The organism is Aeromonas sp. SCS5 (assembly GCF_001887375.1).
In the GTDB taxonomy this organism is placed as follows: domain Bacteria; phylum Pseudomonadota; class Gammaproteobacteria; order Enterobacterales; family Aeromonadaceae; genus Aeromonas; species Aeromonas jandaei.
This window is the reverse complement of record NZ_LFCS01000007.1, coordinates 30502-52779: the sequence shown is the minus strand read 5'-3', so window position 1 is coordinate 52779 and position 22278 is coordinate 30502. Positions and strand designations below refer to the sequence as shown.

The 22278-nt window shown below is 57.6% G+C and carries 17 protein-coding genes, 1 pseudogene and 1 riboswitch; of the genes and pseudogenes, 10 read left to right on the top strand and 8 right to left on the bottom strand.

What is annotated here, in order from left to right; genetic code table 11:
- Complete coding sequence (locus BS300_RS10105; protein ID WP_071912513.1) at nt 1–906, bottom strand: 1,4-dihydroxy-2-naphthoate polyprenyltransferase; 906 nt, start codon at nt 904–906, stop codon at nt 1–3.
- A gap of 207 nt (nt 907–1113) precedes the next feature.
- Here BS300_RS10105 and BS300_RS10100 point away from each other — a divergent pair, with 207 nt between their 5' ends.
- The 7 genes from BS300_RS10100 (at nt 1114) to BS300_RS10070 (ending at nt 9677) form a co-directional block, all read left to right on the top strand.
- Complete coding sequence (locus BS300_RS10100) at nt 1114–2433, top strand: isochorismate synthase (protein ID WP_071912510.1); 1320 nt, start codon at nt 1114–1116, stop codon at nt 2431–2433.
- A 32-nt stretch (nt 2434–2465) separates the two neighbouring features.
- Nucleotides 2466–4214 (top strand): 2-succinyl-5-enolpyruvyl-6-hydroxy-3-cyclohexene-1-carboxylic-acid synthase, encoded by a 1749-nt coding sequence (gene menD, locus BS300_RS10095; RefSeq protein ID WP_071912508.1) that lies wholly within the window; start codon nt 2466–2468, stop codon nt 4212–4214.
- Entirely contained in the window at nt 4174–4968 is a 795-nt protein-coding gene (gene menH / locus BS300_RS10090; RefSeq protein WP_071912507.1) for a 2-succinyl-6-hydroxy-2,4-cyclohexadiene-1-carboxylate synthase, read from the top strand. The genes menD and menH overlap by 41 nt, the downstream gene beginning before the upstream one ends.
- Before the next feature lie 4 nt (nt 4969–4972).
- Nucleotides 4973–5821, top strand: coding sequence for a 1,4-dihydroxy-2-naphthoyl-CoA synthase (gene menB / locus BS300_RS10085; protein WP_197025515.1), 849 nt, complete (start codon nt 4973–4975; stop codon nt 5819–5821).
- Nucleotides 5821–6750, top strand: a complete 930-nt coding sequence (menC, locus tag BS300_RS10080; RefSeq protein WP_041209283.1) for an o-succinylbenzoate synthase — start codon at nt 5821–5823, stop codon at nt 6748–6750. Before menB ends, menC begins: the two co-directional genes overlap by 1 nt.
- Nucleotides 6743–8140 (top strand): AMP-binding protein, encoded by a 1398-nt coding sequence (locus BS300_RS10075; protein WP_071912505.1) that lies wholly within the window; start codon nt 6743–6745, stop codon nt 8138–8140. The genes menC and BS300_RS10075 overlap by 8 nt, the downstream gene beginning before the upstream one ends.
- 301 nt (nt 8141–8441) lie before the next feature.
- Nucleotides 8442–9677: a winged helix-turn-helix domain-containing protein gene (locus BS300_RS10070; RefSeq protein WP_071912503.1), complete on the top strand. Its 1236-nt coding sequence runs from the start codon at nt 8442–8444 to the stop codon at nt 9675–9677.
- Between the two features lie 2 nt (nt 9678–9679).
- On the opposite strand, the gene BS300_RS10065 is transcribed toward BS300_RS10070, so the two are convergent.
- The 6 genes from BS300_RS10065 to BS300_RS10040 all read right to left on the bottom strand — a co-directional run bounded on the left by BS300_RS10065 (nt 9680) and on the right by BS300_RS10040 (nt 15651).
- The gene (locus BS300_RS10065) at nt 9680–10231 is read right to left on the bottom strand and encodes a fimbrial protein (RefSeq protein ID WP_071912500.1); all 552 of its coding nucleotides are present in this window, start codon (nt 10229–10231) and stop codon (nt 9680–9682) included.
- An 11-nt stretch (nt 10232–10242) separates the two neighbouring features.
- Nucleotides 10243–11271 carry a fimbrial protein gene (locus tag BS300_RS10060; RefSeq protein ID WP_071912498.1) on the bottom strand — a complete coding sequence of 343 codons (1029 nt, stop codon included), beginning with the start codon at nt 11269–11271 and terminating at the stop codon, nt 10243–10245.
- A gap of 4 nt (nt 11272–11275) precedes the next feature.
- Nucleotides 11276–12007 carry a fimbria/pilus periplasmic chaperone gene (locus BS300_RS10055; RefSeq protein WP_071912496.1) on the bottom strand — a complete coding sequence of 244 codons (732 nt, stop codon included), beginning with the start codon at nt 12005–12007 and terminating at the stop codon, nt 11276–11278.
- A gap of 10 nt (nt 12008–12017) precedes the next feature.
- A complete protein-coding gene (locus BS300_RS10050; RefSeq protein WP_071912494.1) occupies nt 12018–14552 on the bottom strand; it encodes a fimbria/pilus outer membrane usher protein in 2535 nt (844 codons plus the stop codon).
- A 67-nt stretch (nt 14553–14619) separates the two neighbouring features.
- Nucleotides 14620–15009, bottom strand: coding sequence for a hypothetical protein (locus BS300_RS10045; RefSeq protein ID WP_071912491.1), 390 nt, complete (start codon nt 15007–15009; stop codon nt 14620–14622).
- A gap of 99 nt (nt 15010–15108) precedes the next feature.
- A complete protein-coding gene (locus BS300_RS10040) occupies nt 15109–15651 on the bottom strand; it encodes a fimbrial protein (RefSeq protein WP_043849572.1) in 543 nt (180 codons plus the stop codon).
- 804 nt (nt 15652–16455) lie between these two features.
- Nucleotides 16456–16542, top strand: a riboswitch (cyclic di-GMP riboswitch).
- 87 nt (nt 16543–16629) lie between these two features.
- Here BS300_RS10040 and BS300_RS10035 point away from each other — a divergent pair.
- The 3 genes and pseudogenes from BS300_RS10035 to BS300_RS10025 all read left to right on the top strand — a co-directional run.
- Complete coding sequence (locus BS300_RS10035) at nt 16630–16947, top strand: type 1 fimbrial protein (RefSeq protein WP_071912489.1); 318 nt, start codon at nt 16630–16632, stop codon at nt 16945–16947.
- 345 nt (nt 16948–17292) lie between these two features.
- Nucleotides 17293–20040, top strand: coding sequence for a collagenase (locus BS300_RS10030; protein ID WP_071912487.1), 2748 nt, complete (start codon nt 17293–17295; stop codon nt 20038–20040).
- 176 nt (nt 20041–20216) lie between these two features.
- Nucleotides 20217–20999: pseudogene (locus BS300_RS10025) on the top strand (ElyC/SanA/YdcF family protein); the annotation flags it as partial.
- Nucleotides 21000–21104: 105 nt separating this feature from the next.
- Here BS300_RS10025 and BS300_RS10020 read toward each other — a convergent pair.
- On the bottom strand, nt 21105–22121 hold the full coding sequence (locus tag BS300_RS10020) for a chemotaxis protein (RefSeq protein WP_041209293.1): 1017 nt from the start codon (nt 22119–22121) through the stop codon (nt 21105–21107).
- Between the last annotated feature and the right edge of the window lie 157 nt (nt 22122–22278).

Sequence of the window (22278 nt, the reverse complement as noted above, 5' to 3'; positions counted from 1 at the left end):
TCAGGAGAGCGCCAACCCGATGGAGAGCAGCAGGCTGAACAGAAATGCACTGATGGCAGTCTTCTTGAGGGCACCGGTCAGCACCTCGCCATCGAAGCTTTCGCGCAGGGTTCTGGCGGCATCGGTGAGCGGCTTCATAGCAGGCAGGAAGATCCACGGCCAGAAGCTGGCGGGCTGGGTCAGGATAAAGGCGATGGTCGCCAGCAGCGCCCCTCCCAGCAACACCCAGTGATAGGCGATGGCACGATTGCGGCCAAGGCGTACAGCCAGAGTGATCTTGCCGCTGGCGGCATCGGTCTCGATATCGCGCACATTGTTGATGTTAAGCACCGCGGTCGCCAGCAGGCCACAGGCTGTCGCAGGGAGCAGCAGATCCAGCTCCAGCGTCTTGGTAAAGAGGTAGTAGGAGCCGAGCACCCCAAGCAGACCAAAGAAGAGGAACACAGAGATGTCACCAAAACCGCGGTAGCCATAGGGAGTCTTGCCTACGGTATAGGTCACTGCCGCAACAATGGCCGCACCACCCAGCACCACGAAGGTGAGGATCTGCAACCACTGGCCACCAAAGGCGCAGCCGAGCAGCAGCAGACCGCTGGCCACCGCCGCCAGCGCGGTCAACGCCATCGCCACGCACATCTGCTTGCGGGTAATCAGGCCGGAAACGACCGCCCGTTGTGGCCCGATCCGCTCACCGTTGTCGGCACCGGAGACCGCATCGCCATAGTCGTTGGCCAGATTGGAGAGGATCTGCAGCAGGATGGCGGTCAGCAGGGAGAGCGCCATGATGGTGCCATCGAAGGCACCGCGGCTGGCAGCCAGCCCGGAGCCCAGCAGGATGGAGGAGCAGGCGAGCGGCAAGGTGCGCAAACGCGCCGCCAGCAACCAAACAGATACGTTATTTGTCATATTGTGATGGCCAAACTATCGGATATTGATCGGATTAAGGGTTATCGAACCGGATTTGGGTATACTTGGCCCCTGAGAGTGCAGCACCCTCGGGCGATTTACATGGACGAATGGGCAGATAATATATAGGAAATCATCGCCTTTGGCATAAACCTACGGCATCCCGCTGCGGGATCGGCCGTTACTATCCGGCTCAGACAAGAATCCATGTTGGCTCAGACCCATATCAAGCAACAACTGGACGCCCTGCGTCACAGCAAGGCCTGCGGCTTCGTGCGGCTGCGCGTGACGTTCGAGATCCGCTCTTTTCTGGGCTGGCTCGCGGCGCAAACCCTCTATCCGCGTATCTATTGGCATGCCCGTGGCCAGAGCAGCCCCGAATATGTCGCGCTGGGCGCCATTCAGGAGCTGACTGCGCCGGAAGATATCCGTCAGGTGTGCAGCAACACGGCAGAGCCCCATGATGACAGCCCCCGCTACTATGGCGGTCTGGCGTTCGACCCGACCCAGCCAGGCTGGCAGGGCTTTGGCGCCTGTCGTTTCGTACTGCCGCGCATCGAGCTGGTGCGCCGCGGCGAGTGCATCAGCCTCTGCCTCAACCTCTGGCTGACCAGCGACAATCTGGAGCAGGAGCTGCACGCGGCCGAAACCGCCCTCGATGCGCTGCAACCGGAAGCGCCGCTGCCCCCGCTGCAAAAGCAGCGCTGGCATCGTCAAGACTGCCCCGGCCCCGAGCGCTGGCAGACGCTGGTGGAGCGAGTCACCGCCCCCGACTTTCAGGCCAGTACCCCCAAGGTGGTGCTATCGCGCGAAAGCGTGCTGACCAGCCAGCACGACGCTGGCCAGATCAATCCCTGGGCCATGCTGGATCAGTGGGCTAACCACGCTCAGGATTGCTTCCACTTCGGTTTCCAATTCTCTCCCGAACAGGCCTTTATCGCCTGCTCCCCCGAGCGGCTCTACCGCCGCGAGGAGCGTCACCTCTTTACCGAGGCGCTGGCGGGCACCATTCGCCGCTCCGGCGACGAGGCGACCGATGAAGCGCTGGCCACCGAGCTGCTCACCGACAGCAAAAACCGGCTGGAGAACCGGCTGGTTCACGCCGACATCCTGAGTCGACTGGCGCCACTGGCCCACGATGCCACCCTGACCGAGCCGCGCATTCTCAAACTGCGGCTGCTGCAACACCTCAAGTGCGATATCGAAGCCGAGCTAAAACCCGGCGTCTGTGACTGGCAACTGCTCGACGCCCTCCACCCGACTCCGGCGGTGGGCGGTGCCCCGCGCGAGGCGGCGCTCGCCTTTATCCGCGAGTTCGAGCCCTACGAGCGCGGCTGGTATGCCGGCGCCTGCGGCATGCTGAGCCGGGAAACCTCGGAGTTTTCAGTCGCCATCCGCAGCGCCCGCATCCAGCCCGGCAGCGTCACCCTGTTTGCAGGTGCCGGCATCGTCGCCGGTTCCGAGCCTGCCGCAGAGTGGGCCGAGCTCGACAACAAGATCGCCAATGTGCTCTCCCTGCTGGGATAGTCATTTACCCTTTTCACGCCACGAGAGCCCCTATGCCCACCCGTAAAGAGCCAGCCAGCGAAGTGTTTGCCTGCACCCCGTTTTCAAATCAGCACGCCACCTTCAACCATGTCTGGTCCTCCCTGTTGCTGGAGGAGCTCTTTCGCCTCGGCGTGCGCGATCTGGTGCTGGCTCCCGGCTCCCGCTCCGCGCCGCTGACCATGGCGGCAGCCGCCCATACCGGTTTTCGCCGCCATCTGCATTTTGACGAACGCGGCCTCGGCTTTATGGCGCTCGGGCTGGCCAAGGGGAGCAATCGCCCGGTGGCGGTGATCATGACCTCGGGCACCGCAGTGGCCAACCTCTGGCCTGCGGTGGCCGAGGCCCAGCTCACCGGCGTGCCGCTGATTATTCTCTCCGCCGATCGTCCCCACGAGCTTATCGACAACGGCGCAAATCAGGCGATCGACCAGCAGGGGATCTTCGGCCGCTACCCCGTCTATCAGCAGAACCTGCCAAGCCCCACCCCGACCATTCCGGCGGCGTTTGTGCTGAGTTCGGTAGATCAAGCCTTGGCCAGGCAGGCGCTCATCCCCGGGGTGGTGCACTTCAACTGCATGTACCCCGAGCCCCTCTACCCGGGCGAACACTATCAGGATTTCTCCGACTATCTGGCCCCCCTCGGTGACTGGCTCAGCTCACACAAACCCTGGAGCCCGTGGCAGCAGAGCGAAGCGACCTGCCCCCCTCAAGCAGAGTGGGAAAATTTTCGGCAAAAGCGCGGCATCGTGGTAGCCGGTCGCATTACCGACCCGCAGCAAGCAGAGGCAGCCGCCGAGCTGGCGGAGCGACTTGGCTGGCCGCTGCTGGCCGATATCCAGAGCCAGCTGCGCTTCGATCGCCGCAATCTGATCGAGCTGGATCTCGCCCTCAACAATGCAGCCGTGGCCGCCGAGCTGGGCTGTGCCGAGGTGCTGCTGCAATTTGGCGCCCGACTGGTCTCCAAGCGCCTTGGCCAGTTCATCAAGCAGCAGACGTGGCACGACTACTGGCTGGTGGACCCGCAGCCGGCGCGGCTCGACCCCGACTACCGGCTGCGCAACCGCCTGCTCTGCAGTGCCGGCGCCTTTGCCTCTGCCCATCCGGTCACCGCCAGCAAGGCTCCCTGGCATCGGCTGGCCGGGCTGCTGCAACCGGTCGGTCAGGCAATAGCCGCCGCCTGCGATCGCTTCTCCGAGCTCGGAGTCTGCCATCGCATCAATCGCCTTATCGAGGGGCAGCTCTTTGTCGGCAACAGCATGCCGGCCCGGTTGATGGACATGCTCGGCGAAACGGGCAAGGGGCCGAGCCGGGTGATGACCAACCGCGGCGCCTCCGGCATCGATGGCCTTATCGCCACCGCTTACGGATTTGCGCAAAGCAGCACCCAACCCACCACCCTGCTGATCGGCGATCTGAGCGCCCTGCACGATCTCAACAGCCTGGCCCTGCTCAGCAAGGCGAGCCAGCCGCTGGTGGTGATCCTGCTCAACAACGATGGCGGCAGCATCTTTCGCATGTTGCCGGTGCCCACCGAAGGGGAGCTGCTGGAGAGCTACTACCGGCTGCCCCACGGCCTCAGCTTTGCACATGCCGCCGCCATGTTTGGCCTCGCCTACCGCGCGCCGACGACTCTGGCCGAGTTCGAGCAGGAGTACGGTTTGGCCCTCAAGGGTGGCGTTACCCTGATCGAGATCAGGGTACCGAGCGAGCAGGTGGCCGATGATCTCAAGGCATTGGGAGCTTCCATCCGTGAGCTGTAGCGACACACCGCTGGTATTGCTGCACGGTCTGCTCGGCGATGCAAACGACTGGCAACCGGTCATTGACCGCCTGCCCGGCCACCACTGCATTGCCCTCGACCTGCCGGGTCACGGCCAGCATCACGAGCTGCGGGTCAACGACTTCGAGCAGAGTCACCAGTGGCTGTGCCGCGAGCTAGCCAGTCGCAGTATCGAGCGCTACCTGCTGGTCGGCTACTCCCTGGGCGGGCGACTGGCCCTCTACCACGCCAGCCGTGAGCCGGCGGGTCTATCGGGACTGCTGCTGGAGAACTGCCACCCGGGGCTGCCAGCCGATGAGCGGGCAGCCCGCATCGCCCACGATGAGAGCTGGGCAGAGCGTTTCGAGCGCGAGCCCCTGGCTGATGTGCTGGAAGATTGGTATCGGCAGGGGGTATTTGCCGATCTCGACGAGGCAGCCCGTGCTCGCCAGATCGCCCGCCGCCTTGGCAACGACGGCAAGGCCGTGGCCACCATGCTGCGCGCCACCTCCCTTGGCCAGCAGCCGGATCTTGCTTCCTGGCTGGCGCAAAGCGAGTTGCCAGTCACTTATGTCAGCGGCAAGCGGGATCACAAATTCCATCAGCTGGCTTGCCTGATGGCGAGTCAGCATCGCAAAATCAACCACTTGGAGCTGGATGGCGGCCATAACCTGCATGCCCACCAGCCCGAGGCTTTTGCCCGACTCCTTGCGGAGTGGGTCAACCAACAACAAGAAGAGAAGAGTCATGATTGAAGCAATGACTGAAGCGGAACTCTACGCACCTGTCGAGTGGCGTGATTGCTCCGCCGGTTACGAGGACATCCTCTATCACAAGTCCGGCGATGGCATTGCCAAGATCACTATCAACCGCCCCCAGGTACGCAACGCCTTCCGTCCCCGCACCGTCAAAGAGATGCTGCAGGCGCTGGCCGATGCCCGTTATGACGATCAGGTCGGTACCATCATCCTGACCGGCTTCGGCGAGAAGGCCTTCTGCGCCGGTGGCGACCAGAAGATCCGTGGCGACTACGGTGGCTATCGTGATGACGAGGGGACTCATCACCTCAACGTGCTCGACTTCCAGCGCGACATCCGCACCTGCCCGAAACCGGTGGTGGCCATGGTCGCCGGCTATGCGGTCGGTGGCGGCCACGTGCTGCACATGATGTGTGACCTGACCATCGCCGCCGACAACGCCCAGTTTGGCCAGACCGGCCCGAAAGTGGGCTCCTTCGACGGCGGTTGGGGCGCCTCCTACATGGCCCGCATCGTCGGCCAGAAGAAAGCCCGCGAAATCTGGTTCCTCTGCCGCATGTACGATGCCCGGCAAGCCCTCGACATGGGTCTGGTCAACACCGTCGTGCCGCTGGCAGATCTGGAGCGCGAAACCGTGCGCTGGTGCCGCGAGATGCTGCAAAACAGCCCGATGGCGCTGCGCTGCCTGAAGGCGGCCCTCAATGCCGACTGTGACGGCCAGGCAGGGTTGCAGGAGCTGGCTGGCAATGCCACCATGCTGTTCTACATGACCGAAGAGGGTCAGGAAGGGCGCAACGCGTTCAACGAAAAACGCCGTCCCGACTTCTCCAAATACAAGCGGAACCCCTGATGACACTAGCCCTCTATCGCTATCAACTGCCTTTTACCCAGCCACTGACCTTTCACGGCAAGGTGGAGGTGGCGCGAGAGGGGCTGTTGGTGCGCATCAACGACGGCTGGGGGGAAATTGCCCCCCTGCCCGGCTTCTCGCAAGAGAGCCTACAACAGGCGGAGCAGGAAGCGCTCGCCGCTCTGGCGGCCCTGGCCGCCGGAGATACCCCGAATCCCGTGCTGCCGTCGGTGCAATTTGGCCTCGACTGCGCACGCCGCAAATGGCCGGAGCAGAGCAACCCGCTGCCCGCGCCTTACCCCCTTATTCAGGGCTCGCCGCAAGAGCTGCTGAAAAATTGGAAAGAGTGGCTCCACAGCACCCCCAGCAAGGCCAAGCTGAAGGTGGCCCGCTATCCGATGCGTGACGAGCTGGCGCTCATCCGCCTGCTGTGCGATCGGGTGCCCTCCCTCAAGCTGGTGCTGGATGCCAACCAGGGCTGGACCCGCGAGGAGGCTTGGACTTTCTGCGGCCATCTCGACCCGAACCGCATCGAGTATCTGGAAGACCCTTGCGCCGACTTCGCCGATATCGCCTTCGTTGCCAACCGCACCGGCATGCCGGTGGCGCTGGACGAACTCCTGGCGCAGGGCAAGCCGTGGGAACCCATCCCGCAGCTGAAGGCGCTGGTGCTCAAGCCCACCCTGCTCGGCTCGCTTGCCAACATCGAAGCACTGGTCAACCGTGCCCGCGAGCTGCGGCTCAAGGTGATCATCTCCTCCTGCTTCGAGTCGGGTCTCGGGCTGAATCAGCTCGCCCGTCTGGCGGGTGAGTGGGCGCCAGAGCAGGCTCCCGGTCTCGATACCCGTCGCTGGATGGCGGGGGATCTGCTCGATAGCGATGGCAAGCCCGACGTGAGCCAACTGACCCAGCTGTTTCTCCGTGATTGAGCCCGCCCACAGCAAGGAACCCTGCCCGGTACGCCACTGGGCAGAGCTCACGCCCGACCATATCGCCATTTATGGCCCAACCCCGCTCAGCTATCGCCAGCTCGATCGCCACATCAACAGCCTGTGCCAACAGCTGGCACAAGCTGGGCTCCAGCGCGGCGATCACCTTGCAGCGGTAGTGCGCGGCGCGCAGCAGGATGTGCTGCTGGCGTGGGCCTGCGTGCGCAGCGGCATCATCTTCTGTCCGCTCAATCCCGCCTTTCCGCCGGCGCGGCAGGCCGAGCTGGCAACCCTGCTCGATGCCACTGCCTTCTGGTCGGCTGGCGAGATCCCGACGGGCAGCTGGCAACCCTTGCGCCTTAACTTTTCCCATGAGCAGGCAGCAGACGAAAACGACTGTATGCTGGTGCCAGCCCGGCTCAACAACATGATCCTCACCTCAGGCTCCAGCGGTACGCCGAAGGCCGTGGTACACCGGCTGGCCAACCATCTGGCCTCGGCTCGCGGTTCAGCCGCTCTGATCCCCCTCGATCAGGGGTGCGGCTGGCTGCTCTCCCTGCCGCTGTTTCACGTTGGCGGTTACGCCATCCTGTTTCGGGTCTTTCTGGCGGGCGCCACTCTGGTGCTGGACGATCGCAGTCAGCCGCTCAAGGCGCGGCTTGAACAGCAACCGATCACCCACCTCTCGCTGGTGCCGACCCAGCTCTGGCGCCTGCTGGCAGAGGGCTTTGACCCAGCCAGCACTCGCCTGCGCGAGCTGCTGCTCGGTGGTGCCGCCATCCCGCAGCCACTGGTGAGCCGTCTCTGCGCCATGGGGCTCGAACCCAAGGTGAGTTATGGCCTCTCCGAGATGGGCAGTCAGGTTTGCACCACCATCCCCGGCAATGCCGGTGTGGTCGGCCACCCGCTACCGGGACGGGAGGTGTGCATCAGGGAGCAGGAGATCTGCGTGCGCGGTGCCACCCTGTTTGCCGGTTACTACCGCGATGGAACTCTCGATCTGCCGCTCGATGCTGACGGTTGGTTTCATACCCGCGACAAGGGCCACTTCAGCGAGAACGGCGAACTGGTGGTAGAGGGGCGACTCGACAACCTCTTTATCTCGGGGGGCGAAAATATCCAGCCCGAGACCATAGAGCAGCGGCTGGTGGATCACCCGGCCGTCGCCCAGGCACTGGTGGTGCCGGTACCAAGCGACGAGTGGGGGCAGCGCCCCGCCGCCTTTATCGACTGGCACGGCGAACCGGTCCCCTACCCCGAACTGGCAGCCTGGATCCGTGCCACCCTGCCCGGCTTTATGGTGCCCGACCGCTGGCTCCCCTGGCCCGATCTCGGCGGTAATCTCAAACCCCAGCGCAAGCAATATCAGAATTTTTTTAAGGCGCAATAATCGGCCATGCGACAAAAACCGGCATGCAAGAGTCATCCAAATACGCACATTATTCGAAAGAAAATGCTGACAGCGTCAAAATTTCCCGCACATGCAGGAGTAAGTGAGAACGATTACATAAACGGCCATTTTTTTGCACATTTTTTGAACCAAATTAATGAGCTGTAGTACCATATCCCCCGCCATGCGTTTAAGCAATGAGGTAACTGGTTGATAGTAAAGGAAATCAGTAATTTATCATTATTTGAACAAAGACTGCATGGTGGTAAAATGCACTCCTTGGCAGTAAGACGAGTCACACATGAGTAACAAAATTTATAAAATTGCAGAGGATATCTTTTTCTCCGCTGCAATATTCCGACTCTCAAAAGGAGACAAGGACATCAAGCTCAGCAACAAGGAAGCCGAGCTGCTCGAAATGCTGTGTGATGAGGCAGGTACTGTCATTCCCAGAAGCAAGCTGCAGGATACCTTGTGGCCCAATCAGGACAATACCGACACCAATTTGAACCGGCAGATCCTCTCATTGAGAAGAAAGCTGGAATCATTCAGTTTGATGGATGCTATCGACACTATTCCGCGAGTGGGATATATCTTTTGTGCCCCTATTGAAGCAGCAGGTGAAACGGAAGAAGCAACGTCAAATGAAGAAACTCAAACGGCGATGACTTCCCATCCCCCTCAAGCCAGACGGCAATATACTCGCCGAAAATATGACCGCTATTTCAACCCAAAACGTATTCTGCTGTTTGTGTTGCTGCTAGTTTCACTGACTTCACTGGCCATCTTTATTTATAACTATGTGACGGCGAATACGCTGCGCGCTATCAATCTCAGTCAGATTTCTCTCTATATGACCAGCGATACAGAAAAAGCGCTGAATGTCAAAATAGATTCAATAGCCCCCTTGATAACGCGTATTTCGCGCAAGGCCGATGAGCAGATTTCCATTTTAGTCGGCAAAGAAGCCATCAGCTATTTTTCCATCGATAATAATCGCAGAAAATTATCAGAGAATGTTTTTTTACTGCGCAGTGGTCATCCGGTGGCTGAAGAAGTGCAATGCGTCATCACAACCATGACCCAACAGGTAGAGAATGTTTCCCACAACTATTACAACAATCCAGACACCACTGTCAGATATCACAGAAATTGTCAGGCACCGGACAACTGGGTAGAGATAACCAGAAAGAGTAAATTCATTGTAACCATGAACAGGGAAATAGTTGTGGCAACCATGATAGCAACCGACAATCAGGGAAAGATACTGTTCAATATGGATTCCGTCGGGGATCTGGAGCGGGATAATGGCGATATTTCGGTCGAGGTAAAAAATACCATTGTCAATTTCATTGATCAGCAGGCACTGACCAATAACGGTATGGTAGCCACTTTGGTGGCTGCGCTGACGCCACCTAAACAAAAGTCCCAGTTCATTCAATTGCCTGGCGGAATTTACCTCTCCAGTTATCTGGGGGGCGTCATCACCTGGCCCAGCCTTGGTAACTCAAAAGTCATCCAGCGCAACGACTTCTGAGTTTATTCATAAGCAATGATGAAATTGGCGACGGCAGAATAGTCGCCAGGCTGGATGTTCTTGGCCGCCAGAGCCGCCGGATGCCCTTCAACCCGAGCAAAGAATTGCAGCTGATTATCTGCCGTACCTCCCAGCAGATAGCCGCGAGAGGCAGTACCCAAATTCAGGGGTGATTGAGTCACATCATATAGGCGGATACCAGCCCCCTTGGCAATCCCAGCCGTGAATGCCAACCCGCCGCTGAGTTGGGTATCCTGCGAGCCGGTAAAGGTCACCTTGGCCATACGGAAGATCCCGGGCTTGCAGTTGGTCAACCGGATCACGAAAGGCACGTGGGCACCGACCCCGTTGGCATAAAGCTCCTTCACGTCGACCACCCCCATGTCGACCTCTTGGTCAACGGATTCCGGGGCAACAACACATGGCTGATCGATGATCCGGCCGTGAAGATGAACTGTGTTACCCAACAATTCCAAGTCATTGCTAGCACGGGGGGCTGCCGTTACCGCCAACAGTGGGCACACTGCCAAGCCTATCCACAATGTCCGTAGCATAAAATGACTCCTCATTGGAACTCTGCAACGATAGTGGCTGTGGCGTAAAAGTCACCAGCTGGGATATCCGCCCCTGCGGGTGTTACTGGCGCAGCGATAAAACCCCAATCACCGATATTGCCCTGCATGGAAACTGGATAGAATGTATTCAAATTAAGCGGTGAACCATCCAGCTGCTTAAACTTGATACCCAAGTCAGGGATAACTGTTCCCCCCTGATAGCCATCTTTGGTTGTTCTCAAATAGTCTTGATTGAAGGATGCTGGTCTTCCAGAAATACCTAGGTTGATTTTTAGCGCATTTCCCTCAAATGCCCCCCCTTTACATTGGAAAGTCAATGGAAGTATTTTTTCAAAGTTATTTCCGTCCAATCCATTAGCAGGAAGATCACCAAATTCAACCTCGATGGTCTGGCCGCCATTTATCACACACTCTTCCGGCACATAGAGAATAGATGACTGAATTACAATTCGTGACATTACGTCGCCACTGAAGTCTGAGTCGGTCATTCCCAATCGCCCAAACATTTCCACTATTTGGTGGTCAGATATATGCACCCCATTTATGATGGGTTTTCTTACACGGAAGGTAACTTGACCATGGCTGCCACTCTCAAAGTTGAACCTAACCTTCCCACCCTGATAACAAGGCCCATATCTACCTTTATTTGTTTCATTATTGAATGGTGCGGTGACAAGTTCTCTTCTATTGCCCGCTATAAATATTTCAACCTTCATATCCAGAAATTCATTAAGCTTTACAAAACCCTCACCAACCTGTGTCAAACCATCACTGATCACCGCTTTGTAATAAATAGGAGATGTCTGAATTGTCTGGGTTGGACAATAGACTGTTCCACCATAGGTTGTGCCCAGCTCCCATTTAAAAGGCTTAGTCTTCGATCCTGGCTTATTTACAATGTCAGCCTTATCAAGATTTATATTATATGTTTGAGTTGCATCTGGTACCACTGCGCCATTGACTGCCAATGCCGGGGACGCTAAAGCAATCATCCCTGCACAGATAATGAAACGATACATAACGTTACTCGCTCTTCACGGCTTTACAGGCATTGCCTGTGCACTGGTATTTGATGTCCATATATCCGCCGTAGTCATTGACGTAGCTGATCACAAATTCATTGCCCAGTGTTTCCGGGATGGTGACCGTCTGCTCTGACTTGGGGGCAACCATAAAGGCAGAGAAACCCTTGATGGTGGTCCGCTCCTTGCCCTGCGGATGGCCGAGGCCCACGTAGGTGATGTAGTAAGGGGTCGGGTTGTTGACCTTCAGAGCTTTGCCCTGCTTGGTGATCAGCACCTGATCCTGCCAGACTGCCCCACGCTCGGGCAGGATGGCCTCGGGGCGGTAGAACAGCTTTATCTTGGACTGCACGGCAATCTGCATCACGTTGCTCTTCTCGCTCTTGGGCGGGATCTCGCGCAGGTTGAAGTAGTAGATGGACTCGCGATCCTTGGGCAGGCTGTCTATGGCCGGCACACTGGCGATGCGCACGATGGACTTCTGGTTGGCATCCACCCGCTGTACCGGCGGCAGCACCACGAAAGGAGAAGAGATCTTCTGGCCATGGGCATCTTCAATCCAGGCCTGCGCCAGGTAGGGCAGCTTCTGGTTCTCGTTCTTGATGTTTAGGCTGATGGACTTGGCACCGCCCGGATAAACGGCGCGAGTACGGTCCAGTACGATGGCGGCGCTGACGTTGAGCGAGGTCATGCCCAGCACAGCCAGACAGGTATAAGAGAGCAGCTTTTTCATCGGTATCCCATTACTTGCAAGTGAGAGTCTTCATCGACAGATCGGTTACTTGTTGCGGCGCCACTATCTTGCACTGGCGGGCCCCGCCCCATGAAAGTTCAAACGTTTCATTCGGTTTCACCCCGGTCAGATAGACCAGGCCATCTTCATCCACCACCGAGAGCACCCGGCCGGAATCCTTGACGACGGTAGCACCAAACGGCGGCACTGAGCCATCGGGCAGCCTGACATTGGCCAGCAGCTTGAACCCTTCCGCAATTTCGAAGGCATTATACCCAATTGCCCCCTCGGTCAGGGTCCCCTGCTTGATGGCGTTCATCGCATCAATGTTGTCGCTCAGCTGATCCACATCGACCCGGGTATCGCTCTTGCGATAATCGGTCATGTCGCTGATCACCGCGACACCAAAACGGTTGGTCACGGCGCGGCCGTTGTTGAAGGAGACGCCAGAAGTCTTGTCGGTATCCACCATCATGCGGGTACCACCACGGCGGGTCGCCTGGTGCAGGGCCGCGCCGTGCTCGGTCGCCGTCAGGCCACCACGCAGGCTGGCCCCGACCGAGGTGTATTCGCTCTGCACGCTATAGGCATTGAGACTGACCGCCCCGATGTCGCTATTGTGGTTGTAGTAGCCCCGCGCCACGGCGTGGCCATTGCTCTGCACACCCGCCCCCAGCTGATAGGTATCATCCGGCCGGCTGTAATCCTGATAAGTGGCAAGATGGGTCACCTTGCCATTGGAGGACTGCACGCTATATCCCGCGCTCTTTCTGTCCCCGATCGGCATGCTCAGGGTCAGCATGATGCTCTTGTCATCCTCGTAGTTTTCGGTCTTGGTCTTGTAGGCCGATACGTAGACGGAAACATCCTTGAAGCTGCCGATGTTCACGTTCTTGTTGATGGAGAGGCCGTAGCGATCCTCGGCATCATGATCCCAGTAGGTTCTGTGGGTGTAGTCCAGGTAGACGGTCAGCGCCTTGGACGCATCATCTGCCCAGAAGGTCTTGTTGGCGGTGATGGTATAGAGCTCCTTGTCACCCCAGTTGTTGTAGTCATCACTCGAGGTGGTCTCGTTTTTCTCCAACCGCTCCTTGTTATTGAGGAACTGCGACATTGTCATGAAGTCATGTTGGGAGAAGCGATAACCTGCAAAGGTGATCGAGCTGTTGTATTCATCGAACTGCTTGGCGTAGTTCACCCGCACCGACTGGCCAATCTTGGTCGACAGGCCAGGCAGCTTGGAGATGGATTGGGTCAGGTCAGCCGAGATGGCACCAAACGCATAGAGGTCGCGACCGATACCCAATCCCATGGAATTGTATTCACCGGCGATTAGGCTGCCACCGTACAGCGACCAGGAGTTTGCCACCCCCCAGGAGAAATCACCGGTCACAAAGGCCGGACCGTGCACATCATGAACCGAATCACTCTGTTCTGAAGGGGCGCCGACCGCCAGGTTGTATCGGACGTAGCCGGGGCGAGTCAGGTAGGGAACGGTCGCGGTGTCTACCTGGAACGAGTTGACGCTGCCATCCTGCTCCTCTACCCGCACGTCGAGGCGGCCGCGCACCGAGCTATCCAGCCCCTGGATGCGAAACGGACCAGCCGGTACGTTGGTCTCATAGATGACCCGGCCGGACTGGGAGATGGTCACCTTGGCGTTGGTCTTGGCAATACCGCTCACTTCCGGCGCATAACCCTGCAGGCTAGGCGGCAGCATGCGCTCATCATTGGCCAGGTTGACGCCGGTATAGCGGAAGCCATCGATCAGCTGAGAGTTGAGCTGCTGCTCACCTACCGTCAGCTTGGCGGCCATGTTCGGCAGCGGACGATAGGCATAGATGCGGTTTAGCTCGGTCGACGTCCGCTCATTGTCGCCCCAGTAAGAGCTGGCCTGATAGTCACCCCGCAGACGCCAGGCGCCATAATTGAACCCCAGAGTACCGTAGCTGCTGATATTGCGATTGGAGTAACCATCCCCTTCGTTGACCTGGGCGTTGATGTTGTAATCCAGCATCATCCCCGTGATCCCTTCATCCCATTGCTCGGGCGGAATCCAGTTCGGATCGCTGTATTTCATCCACGCCTGGGGCACGGCGATGCGCAGCAAACCGTTACCGATGTCGTTGGAGATCACCACACCGTCCAGTGCCAGCAGGTTGGCACACTGGCCATCGTGCCAGGTATCGATCTTGGCGATAGCCTCGTCGGTCAGTGCCAGCTTGGGGATCACTTCTTGCGGCAAGCAGGCAACCCCGCCCTTTCCCTTACCTGTGTCGGTCTCGTAGAAAGGGATCTTCTGCAGGGGCAGCTTATTCTTGTTGACCTCGATTTCGAGGTAATAGTCGCCGGGCAGGATATAGCCTTCGTCGGCAAACTGGGAGAGGTCGATCTTGGTTCGCTCATCCAGATCGAGCGCATCAATATTAAACTCCGTTTCTGCCCATGCGTGATTTGCCACCGCCATCAGGCCGGGCACGCATAGCATAAAAGCCATTTTTGAATAATGTTTTTTTCTCACAGAGTCTGATGTTGAAACGCTCATATTTTCACTCTAGGAATTGCATAACGGTCTCACGTAATGAGGTATCTACACTAAGCAATTGGCTTGCTTACATATAATTGAGTTCCAACAGCGTCGTACTGTCCGGAAAAAACAGTTGACTGCTGGTTAGCCCCAAATTGAATTCCAGATCACTGTTGACGATATCCGAAACAATAAAACGCTCGCCGGATACCTTGTGATATTGGCCGTTGTTGAGAATGCCCAGCTCATCGCTCATGGCACCGCGCACGGACATGGAAATAAAAGGCAGTAATGCCTCTGTCGCCCCTTCAACCTGACAGCCGCTGATTTTCAGCGTGCCTGGTTGCTGAGCCTGCAGCGGAATGCTGCGCAGCACCTCAAGCGTACAGCCCGATTCGGCCAGTCCATCCGTGAGTTGATTGGCGTGGACTGATCCCGCCATCATCACCAGCTGCAGCGCTATGGCTGCCATCATTGAAGTTTTCATGATCAAGGTTCGATGTGAGGAAACAGAATGTGTGAAGTTGTGGTGGCTCACACCACCACAACCCTTGTCACACGTTAAGGCACTCTATTACTCGTAAGAGAGAGTAAAGTTGGTCACTGCAGTGAAAGCGCCAGCTTTCAGCGGATTGGTGTCTTGGCTTGCATAACCTTTCAGCACGGCGCTGAAGGGCAGCTCGTTGTTACCGTTTACCAGACCGAAGGCGGCTGTCGGGGCACCCAGAACAATCGGAGCACCGCCCGGAGCGGTCATCTTGATACCGGCACCAGCGGCGTCACCACCACCGATAACCAGCAGGGTGGAATCTACCGGGTCTTTGGCACCGCTGAAGGTCACCTTGACGGCATCATCCTTGTCGGAGATTTCACAGTTCAGCAGCTTGATGCTGAACGGCTTGGAGCTGGACTCACCACCATTGGCCAGCTCTTTAGTGCTGATCTGACCCATTTCAACTACCTGGTCAACAGACTCAGGGGCTACAGAGCAAGGGGCGTTGATGATTTCACCGTTAAAGGTGACTTTACCTGAACCAGCGCCGCCAGCAGCAAAAGCGGAGCCGCACAGCAGCATGGAACCAACACCCATAGCAACCAGAATCTTATTAGCTTTCATTCGTTTATACCTACATTAACGTGTGTTGTACTGCATCACTCACATCATGCTGGAGTCACGATATTTAGTGATGCGGCGATATACTGCACAGCAACTGTTGGTGCTCGCCCCTCATTAAGCCGATGAGAGGTCATGCCAATAATAAACTGTGCCTTTTCAGGTTTATTTAAATAAGCAAAAGCAGCACGCCGCATCAGGGGTAGTTCCCGCTACCCCTGAACCGCACAGCTACATACATCCTTTTTTCCTGTGTAGAAAGCCGCATTCCGCTTTTGCTTGACGAGCAAATTAACGACTCGTTTGATGCACATCAAATACATTTTGATTTGTATAAATTTTTTTATAAACACAATTAAAACAAATGGTTATGGCGACCACACAACATAAGGAAATCTCATGAAATAAATAAAGTTCATATAAGAGACATCTATTTCAATATTGTCAGGCCATGAATTTAAAGCGGTTAACAAGCACACAACAAAAGCAAAACAAAAATAACTTCAAGTTATTTGGTAATAGTTATCACCAACCTTGCGAACCACCACCAATCAGGTAATCAGGTAATCAGGTAATCAGGTAATCAGGTAATCTATCATTTTATATATTCAGGGTATGGCAAGTTATTTTTATAAAATAAAAAACATTAATACCTGTTACGAAAAATGAACCGAATAACCTATTTGGTCTGGATGAATGGGAGTCATTTACTATGGTCATAGCACTCAATACAAACGATGTGTGACTGATATCCCAGACTTTTTTAGGATGATTGATTTCACAAAGTGGGGTGTTATCATCTACACATAGAGTAAAGGGCAAACCGATCGAAAGGTCGGGACGCAAAGCCACCGGTCTAAGGGTTACCATGCCTAAGACAGCGGAGCCGCCATCTGAGAAGATTGATGTCGTTGTTTGTGTGCATCTTCTTCATATTGCGTTGCCCTTTTCGTACCACCCAGTGACGAAAAGGACATTGAAATGAAAGCTCAACACATCCTCTCCCGCTTAGCTCGTAAATCCGCATTGTCAATTTGTTCTGCGTTGCTTGTTGGCACATCGCTGATGCCAATGGCTGCATCTGCATACGATGGCACTGTCACTTTCAGTGGAACCATCTATGAGACCCCCTGCAATTTTTCTGACAGCAGCGTGACCTGCTATTCAGGCGCCAGCCAGCAAAGCATGGCTTTGAATAAACTGTGGCAAAGTGGTCAAACCCATCTCCTCAGCAACACCATCAGCTATAAAGTTGCTGATAGTGGCAGCATGACCATTGTGACTGTCAGCTATCTCTGAGGGCCCTTCGCGGCATTAGAGGTGTGTCGCTGGATTTGCGGCTAACAACGGGTCTGCCGCTCTCTAAAACCGGCCAACGCCGGGATGAGAGAGCGGTGGTTAATTCAGTCAACAGACCTGGCCTCAGCAACCGAATGTGATGTTTCTCCCATTTTCGTGATTTCACTCCATACATGAGAATGTCTCATGTGAGCCTTTACTACTGCTGAAGCGCCCTCATACCACCCGCCCGAAAAATAAAGCACATCTTATTGATTTTTATCTTTTTTAAATCGCAATTGATATTCTTTTGAATCCCTATAAATTGCCTGTCGGTTACAACGCAGACAATAACAAGGGATAAAAATGAATCGTTCAGGTTCCGGGTGGCTGCTATTGGCAGCACCTCTGCTTTTTGCCTCCTCAACACAGGCCAACTACACCCCCAGCGACTGGCAACAGTATCAGCTGACCGGAGAGTCGAGCCGGCAACTCGCCGCACGCATCACCGAGATCACCTACGAGCTCAAGGCTCGCAGCACCAGCGCTCCCTATCAGCAGCTCAGGGTCTATCGCCGCTTTGACTGGCAGGGGAGCGACCTCGCGGCCCTCGCTGAGCAGCAGTGTGGCGAGCCCCAGCTCAGGGTGGAATCCGGCTGGCAGATCCGCTTCGTCCGCTGCGAAGATCGGGTTCCGGCCGGCAAGCTGATCCCCGCCAGCAGCTATGACTTCGGCTATGGCATGAAACAGGGCCGCTGGGAGCAGCTGGCCGGCACGCCGACCGCCACCCGCCAGGATCGCCTGCCACTCCCCTCTGCGGTGATCCTGGGGCAAAGCGAGCGCGAACTGGACCGCTGTGAACTCAACGCACAGGGGCGCTGCGCCGAGCCGGAGTGGCACTACCAGCCACAGGATTGGCTACAACTGCATGTGCTGGAAGAGAGCCCCAGCGAACGGGATGGCCGGCTGGAGCAGATCTTCTTCCGCCTGCAACCGAACAGCGGCTCTCAGGCGGCCGCTCAGGTGAGCGAGATCCACGTCTGGCGCCGTTATCAGTGGCAGCTCGATCAGATCACGCCACAGCAGGAGTGCGACGAACCGCAGGAGCGCAAGGAGGGAACCAACACCATCCGCTATCGCATCTGCCGTCAGGTCATCCCGGCTGGCAGCAACGTCGCCGTAACCCTCAAGGACAGTGGTTACCAATACTCGATCGCCGGGGGCGAGTGGCAGCCGCTGCCGGAAACCGACGAGTGGCAGGAGAGCAGGGTACTCAATCGCCCCATCATCCTTGATAGCAAGGAGGAGCAGCTGGAGTGTCGCCGCGCCAACGGCCGCCCCTGCTCGGAGCCCGAGCAACCCGATACGGATCTGCTCGATGCCGACGCCGCCAAGCTGGTGGCCGATGTGAGCGGGCAGAACAGCCCCGCGTGGCAGCCGGACTATGGTCACGACGATGCCAAGCTGATGGCGGTGGTGCGTGGCATGCGTGCCCTGCTGGCGGCCAATCAGCCGACCCATCCGGCGATGGACAAGCTGCTCTACTATGTGCGCGCCCACAACTATCACGGCGGCATCAAGCAGGAGAGCGATCAGGTCGCCCGCGCACTGGCTGGCGTCATGATTGACCTGCTCAACCACCCCTTGCTGCTGGGCGCAGAACCGCAGGATCAGGCCGGAACCATGCTGGAAGCGTGGAGCGTGGCCGCCCAGGGACAGCTGGGACAGGAAGCCTTCCGGCAAAGCGCTGCCCCCATGCTGGCCCAGCTCAATCAGGCGCTCGGCTATGCCGTGCAACATGCGGCACAGATCAATGGCCACAAGCCCTGGGCTGACGGGCTGTTCGAACTGCTCAATCTGGTCGATCAGAGCGCATCCTATGGCCAGCAGGCGGACTTCACCGCCACCATGCTGGCGCAGGAGACAGCCATCCGCCAGAACCTGCGTCTGCTCGGCATGAGCGAGCTGGCACTCTGGAAACAGCGTGACGGTTCGCGGGATCTGTTTATCTTCAACAACATCCTCGATGCCCACAGCCGCCTCTATCAGATGATGCGCTACACCAGACCGGACGAGGCAAACAGCTATCGCCAGCAGCTCGACCGCGATGTCATCGCCATCATGCGCCAGCACGGGCTGGTTCCGGGAGGCAACCAGCCCGCGGCCCTGCTGGAAGAGGTCTCTCTTACCCTCTCCAGCTACTACCTCACCTACACGGATCGCACCAGCGAAGCCTGTGTCAGCGGCGAGTTTGCCGGGCTCTGCACCCCAATCCGCATGGAGGATATCCTGCCATTCGAGCACACCTGTTCACCGACCCTGCGCCTGCGCGCCCAAGATCTTACCCAGGCTCAGGCTGAAGGGATCTGCCGCGAGCTGGGTGAGGAAGAGCAGCATTTCCACCAGCTGATGGAAACCGGCGAACAACCGGTGGCGGATGATCACAACGAGGCGCTGGAGCTGGTGATCTTCAACTCATCCGCCGACTGGAGCCGGTACGGCGGCGCCCTCTTTGGCGTCTCCACCGACAATGGCGGCATCTACATCGAGGGGGATCCGGCTCGCCCCGGCAATCAGGCACGCTTCTTTGCCTATGAGGCCGAGTGGAAACGCCCCGCCTTCCAGGTGTGGAACCTGCGCCACGAGTACGTTCACTATCTCGACGGCCGCTTCAACCAGTACGGCAGCTTTGGCCACTATCCCCTCAATCGCACCACCTGGTGGGCCGAGGGGGTAGCGGAGTACATCGCCCATGGCAAGTGCTTTGCCAGAGGTCTGGACAATGTGAGCAACCGCCCCGCCAACCAGCGGCCGACTCTGGCATCCATCCTGCACCTTGATTACGACCAGGGGGGCGAGATGGTCTACTCCTGGTCCTACACGGTGCACCGCTTCCTCAACGATACCGGTCGCAATGCCAGCTGGCTGGCGATGGCGCAGGCACTGCGCAATCCGGATCGGCAGCTGGCGCTGAGCGACTTCGAGGCGGAGCTCGACAAACTGATCGCAAATGACAGCGCAGCCTATCAGGAGTGGCTGAGCCGGGATCTGCTGCCTTGGTGGCAAGCCAACAAGGAGTCGGAAGCCTGCAAGGCCAATGACTCGGCTCACTGACCCGGGCCTGAAAACGTCGAGGGGCTGCCAGCGCAGCCCCTCTTTATATCCGTGATTTCCTGCGACAAGCCCTGCCCCAATGCGTCCAGCTACTGCTATCAAGCCTGACGCCAACAGCCGAGTTGTAATAGAATGCCGGAAGCCATTCCCAATTTCAGACCCAAACCGCATCGCGCATGAAGAAGTTTGCCAAGATCCTCCTCGCCTGCCTGCTGTCACTGCTGGCCCTGATTGCCTCGGTGCTGGCCTATAGCGAGTGGATCGTCTCGGATGCACGCCACTACACCTTCGACAAGGTGAGCGACGTGCCATACAACCGGGTTGCCGTGGTGCTGGGCACCTCCAAATACCTCTCGGGCGGTGGCCCCAACCACTACTTCAAATACCGCATCAAGGCGGCGGCCGAGCTCTACAACAATGCCAAGGTGGACTACATCCTGGTCTCCGGCGACAACGCCACCCTGCAGTACAACGAACCGCGCCAGATGCGGCGCGCCCTGATCAAGGCGGGGATCCCGGCCTCCGCCATCTACATGGATTTCGCCGGCTTCCGCACCCTCGACTCTGTGGTCAGAGCCAAAGAGGTATTCGGTCAGGATCGCTTTACCGTGGTCTCCCAGGGCTTTCACAACGAGCGGGCCATCTTTATTGCCCGTCACTTTGGCATCGATGCGGTCGGCTTCAACGCCGATGATCCCAGCGCCTATCAGGGCATCCGTACCCGGATCCGCGAGGTGTTTGCCCGGGTGATGGGGCTGGTCGATCTCTACGTGCTGGACAAGGGGCCCAAGTTTCTCGGCGAACCAGTCCATATCGGTCTGCCGATCCCCTGCCTGTCGCTAAGCACCATCGGCACCCAGCAGCCCTGTATCAAGCCACCCAAGCCTGCCGAAGAGCCGGCCAAACCGGCTATCGAACTGCCGGTTGCCCCCTCAGCAGCCAGTGCCAGCGTTGCCTCCTGAGGGTGACGCTTGATCAGGAAAAAACTGCCTGACCTTCGGATAGCAAGTCAAAGCAAAACGGCCACCCCATAAGGTGGCCATTTTCTCTTGGCTAATCCGCTATCAGATATTGTTGGCGGGCGAAGGGAGTGCTATCCCCAGCAGCATGTGATCCATCATCCCCACCATCCGCCCAATCTCGGGTTTGGTGATGGTATCGTTCGCCCCCAGTTGCAGCGCCTTCTGGCGGTTGTCATCGCTCATCAGCGAGGAGAACATCACGATGGGCATCTCCTTGTAGGAGGGGGTCTCCCGCAACCGCTTGAGCAGGTGCATACCGTCCATACGCGGCATCTCCACATCGGTGATCACCGCGTTGACGAAGCCGGTCACCGGCATCCTCTCCTCCTGGGCCAGACGATCGAAATCAGTCATCATCTCCAAACCCTCTCCCCCATCCTTGGCCGTGATCACGTTATAACCGGCGGTGCGCAGGGTGGTTTCGATCATCTTGCGGATAAAAGCCGAGTCGTCCACCACCAGAATGGTTTTGCTCTGACGCAGCGCCATCATGCGATCGTCGATGATCACCTTGCGATCCTGAGTGACGTCGTACTTCTCCATGCTGAGCTCGGGGTTGATGTCGGCGATGATCTTCTCGAAGTCGAGGATCATGATGAGGTTGCCATCGCGCCTGACCACGGCCACCACGCAGTCGTTCTCCCCGGCCTCCAGAAACTGGCTGGGGGACTCCACATCCTCCCAGGAGACCCGGTGAATCCGGCTGACGCTATCGATCAGAAAGCCGTTGGCCATCTTGTTGAAGTCGGTGACGATCACCACCTTGTGGCTGGGGTCTGGGTTGGTCTTGATGCCGAGCCACCCCGCCAGATCCACCAGCGGGATGAGGCGATCCCGCAGGGAGAAAACCCCCACCATATGGCGCTGGGCGTTGGGGTAGTCGGTGGTTTCTGGCACCCGGATCACCTCACGCACCTTGGCGACGTTGATCCCGTAGTAGGCGATCTTCTCGCGCCCGTCCGGCAGCTGCTTCTTGAGGTGAAATTCGATGATCTCGAGCTCGTTGGTGCCGCTCTCGGTCAGAATGGATTTACGCTCTTCCCCGTCTTTGGCCATCATGGTGACTCTCATGCTCTGGTTGCGCAGGCAGCACTCCGCTGCGGTTTTCCCTCAGTATAGGAATGGAATTCACCCTGCGGCTCGGATCTCGGCAAGATTGCAGCCTTAACCGCTTGATCCCGCAGGCTGGCACGATCGTATCTGCCAATCAGGACAA

Coding starts and splice junctions, on each gene's coding strand:
- menB (WP_197025515.1), top strand. CDS start 4,973: ATGACTGAAGCGGAACTCTACGCACCTGTCGAGTGGCGTGATTGCTCC.
- BS300_RS10030 (WP_071912487.1), top strand. CDS start 17,293: ATGAATCGTTCAGGTTCCGGGTGGCTGCTATTGGCAGCACCTCTGCTT.
- menD (WP_071912508.1), top strand. CDS start 2,466: ATGCCCACCCGTAAAGAGCCAGCCAGCGAAGTGTTTGCCTGCACCCCG.
- BS300_RS10100 (WP_071912510.1), top strand. CDS start 1,114: ATGTTGGCTCAGACCCATATCAAGCAACAACTGGACGCCCTGCGTCAC.
- BS300_RS10060 (WP_071912498.1), bottom strand. CDS start 11,271: ATGTATCGTTTCATTATCTGTGCAGGGATGATTGCTTTAGCGTCCCCG.
- menC (WP_041209283.1), top strand. CDS start 5,821: ATGACACTAGCCCTCTATCGCTATCAACTGCCTTTTACCCAGCCACTG.
- BS300_RS10035 (WP_071912489.1), top strand. CDS start 16,630: ATGAAAGCTCAACACATCCTCTCCCGCTTAGCTCGTAAATCCGCATTG.
- BS300_RS10045 (WP_071912491.1), bottom strand. CDS start 15,009: ATGATGGCAGCCATAGCGCTGCAGCTGGTGATGATGGCGGGATCAGTC.
- menH (WP_071912507.1), top strand. CDS start 4,174: ATGATCTCAAGGCATTGGGAGCTTCCATCCGTGAGCTGTAGCGACACA.
- BS300_RS10020 (WP_041209293.1), bottom strand. CDS start 22,121: ATGATGGCCAAAGACGGGGAAGAGCGTAAATCCATTCTGACCGAGAGC.
- BS300_RS10050 (WP_071912494.1), bottom strand. CDS start 14,552: ATGAGCGTTTCAACATCAGACTCTGTGAGAAAAAAACATTATTCAAAA.
- BS300_RS10055 (WP_071912496.1), bottom strand. CDS start 12,007: ATGAAAAAGCTGCTCTCTTATACCTGTCTGGCTGTGCTGGGCATGACC.
- BS300_RS10040 (WP_043849572.1), bottom strand. CDS start 15,651: ATGAAAGCTAATAAGATTCTGGTTGCTATGGGTGTTGGTTCCATGCTG.
- BS300_RS10070 (WP_071912503.1), top strand. CDS start 8,442: ATGAGTAACAAAATTTATAAAATTGCAGAGGATATCTTTTTCTCCGCT.
- BS300_RS10105 (WP_071912513.1), bottom strand. CDS start 906: ATGACAAATAACGTATCTGTTTGGTTGCTGGCGGCGCGTTTGCGCACC.
- BS300_RS10065 (WP_071912500.1), bottom strand. CDS start 10,231: ATGCTACGGACATTGTGGATAGGCTTGGCAGTGTGCCCACTGTTGGCG.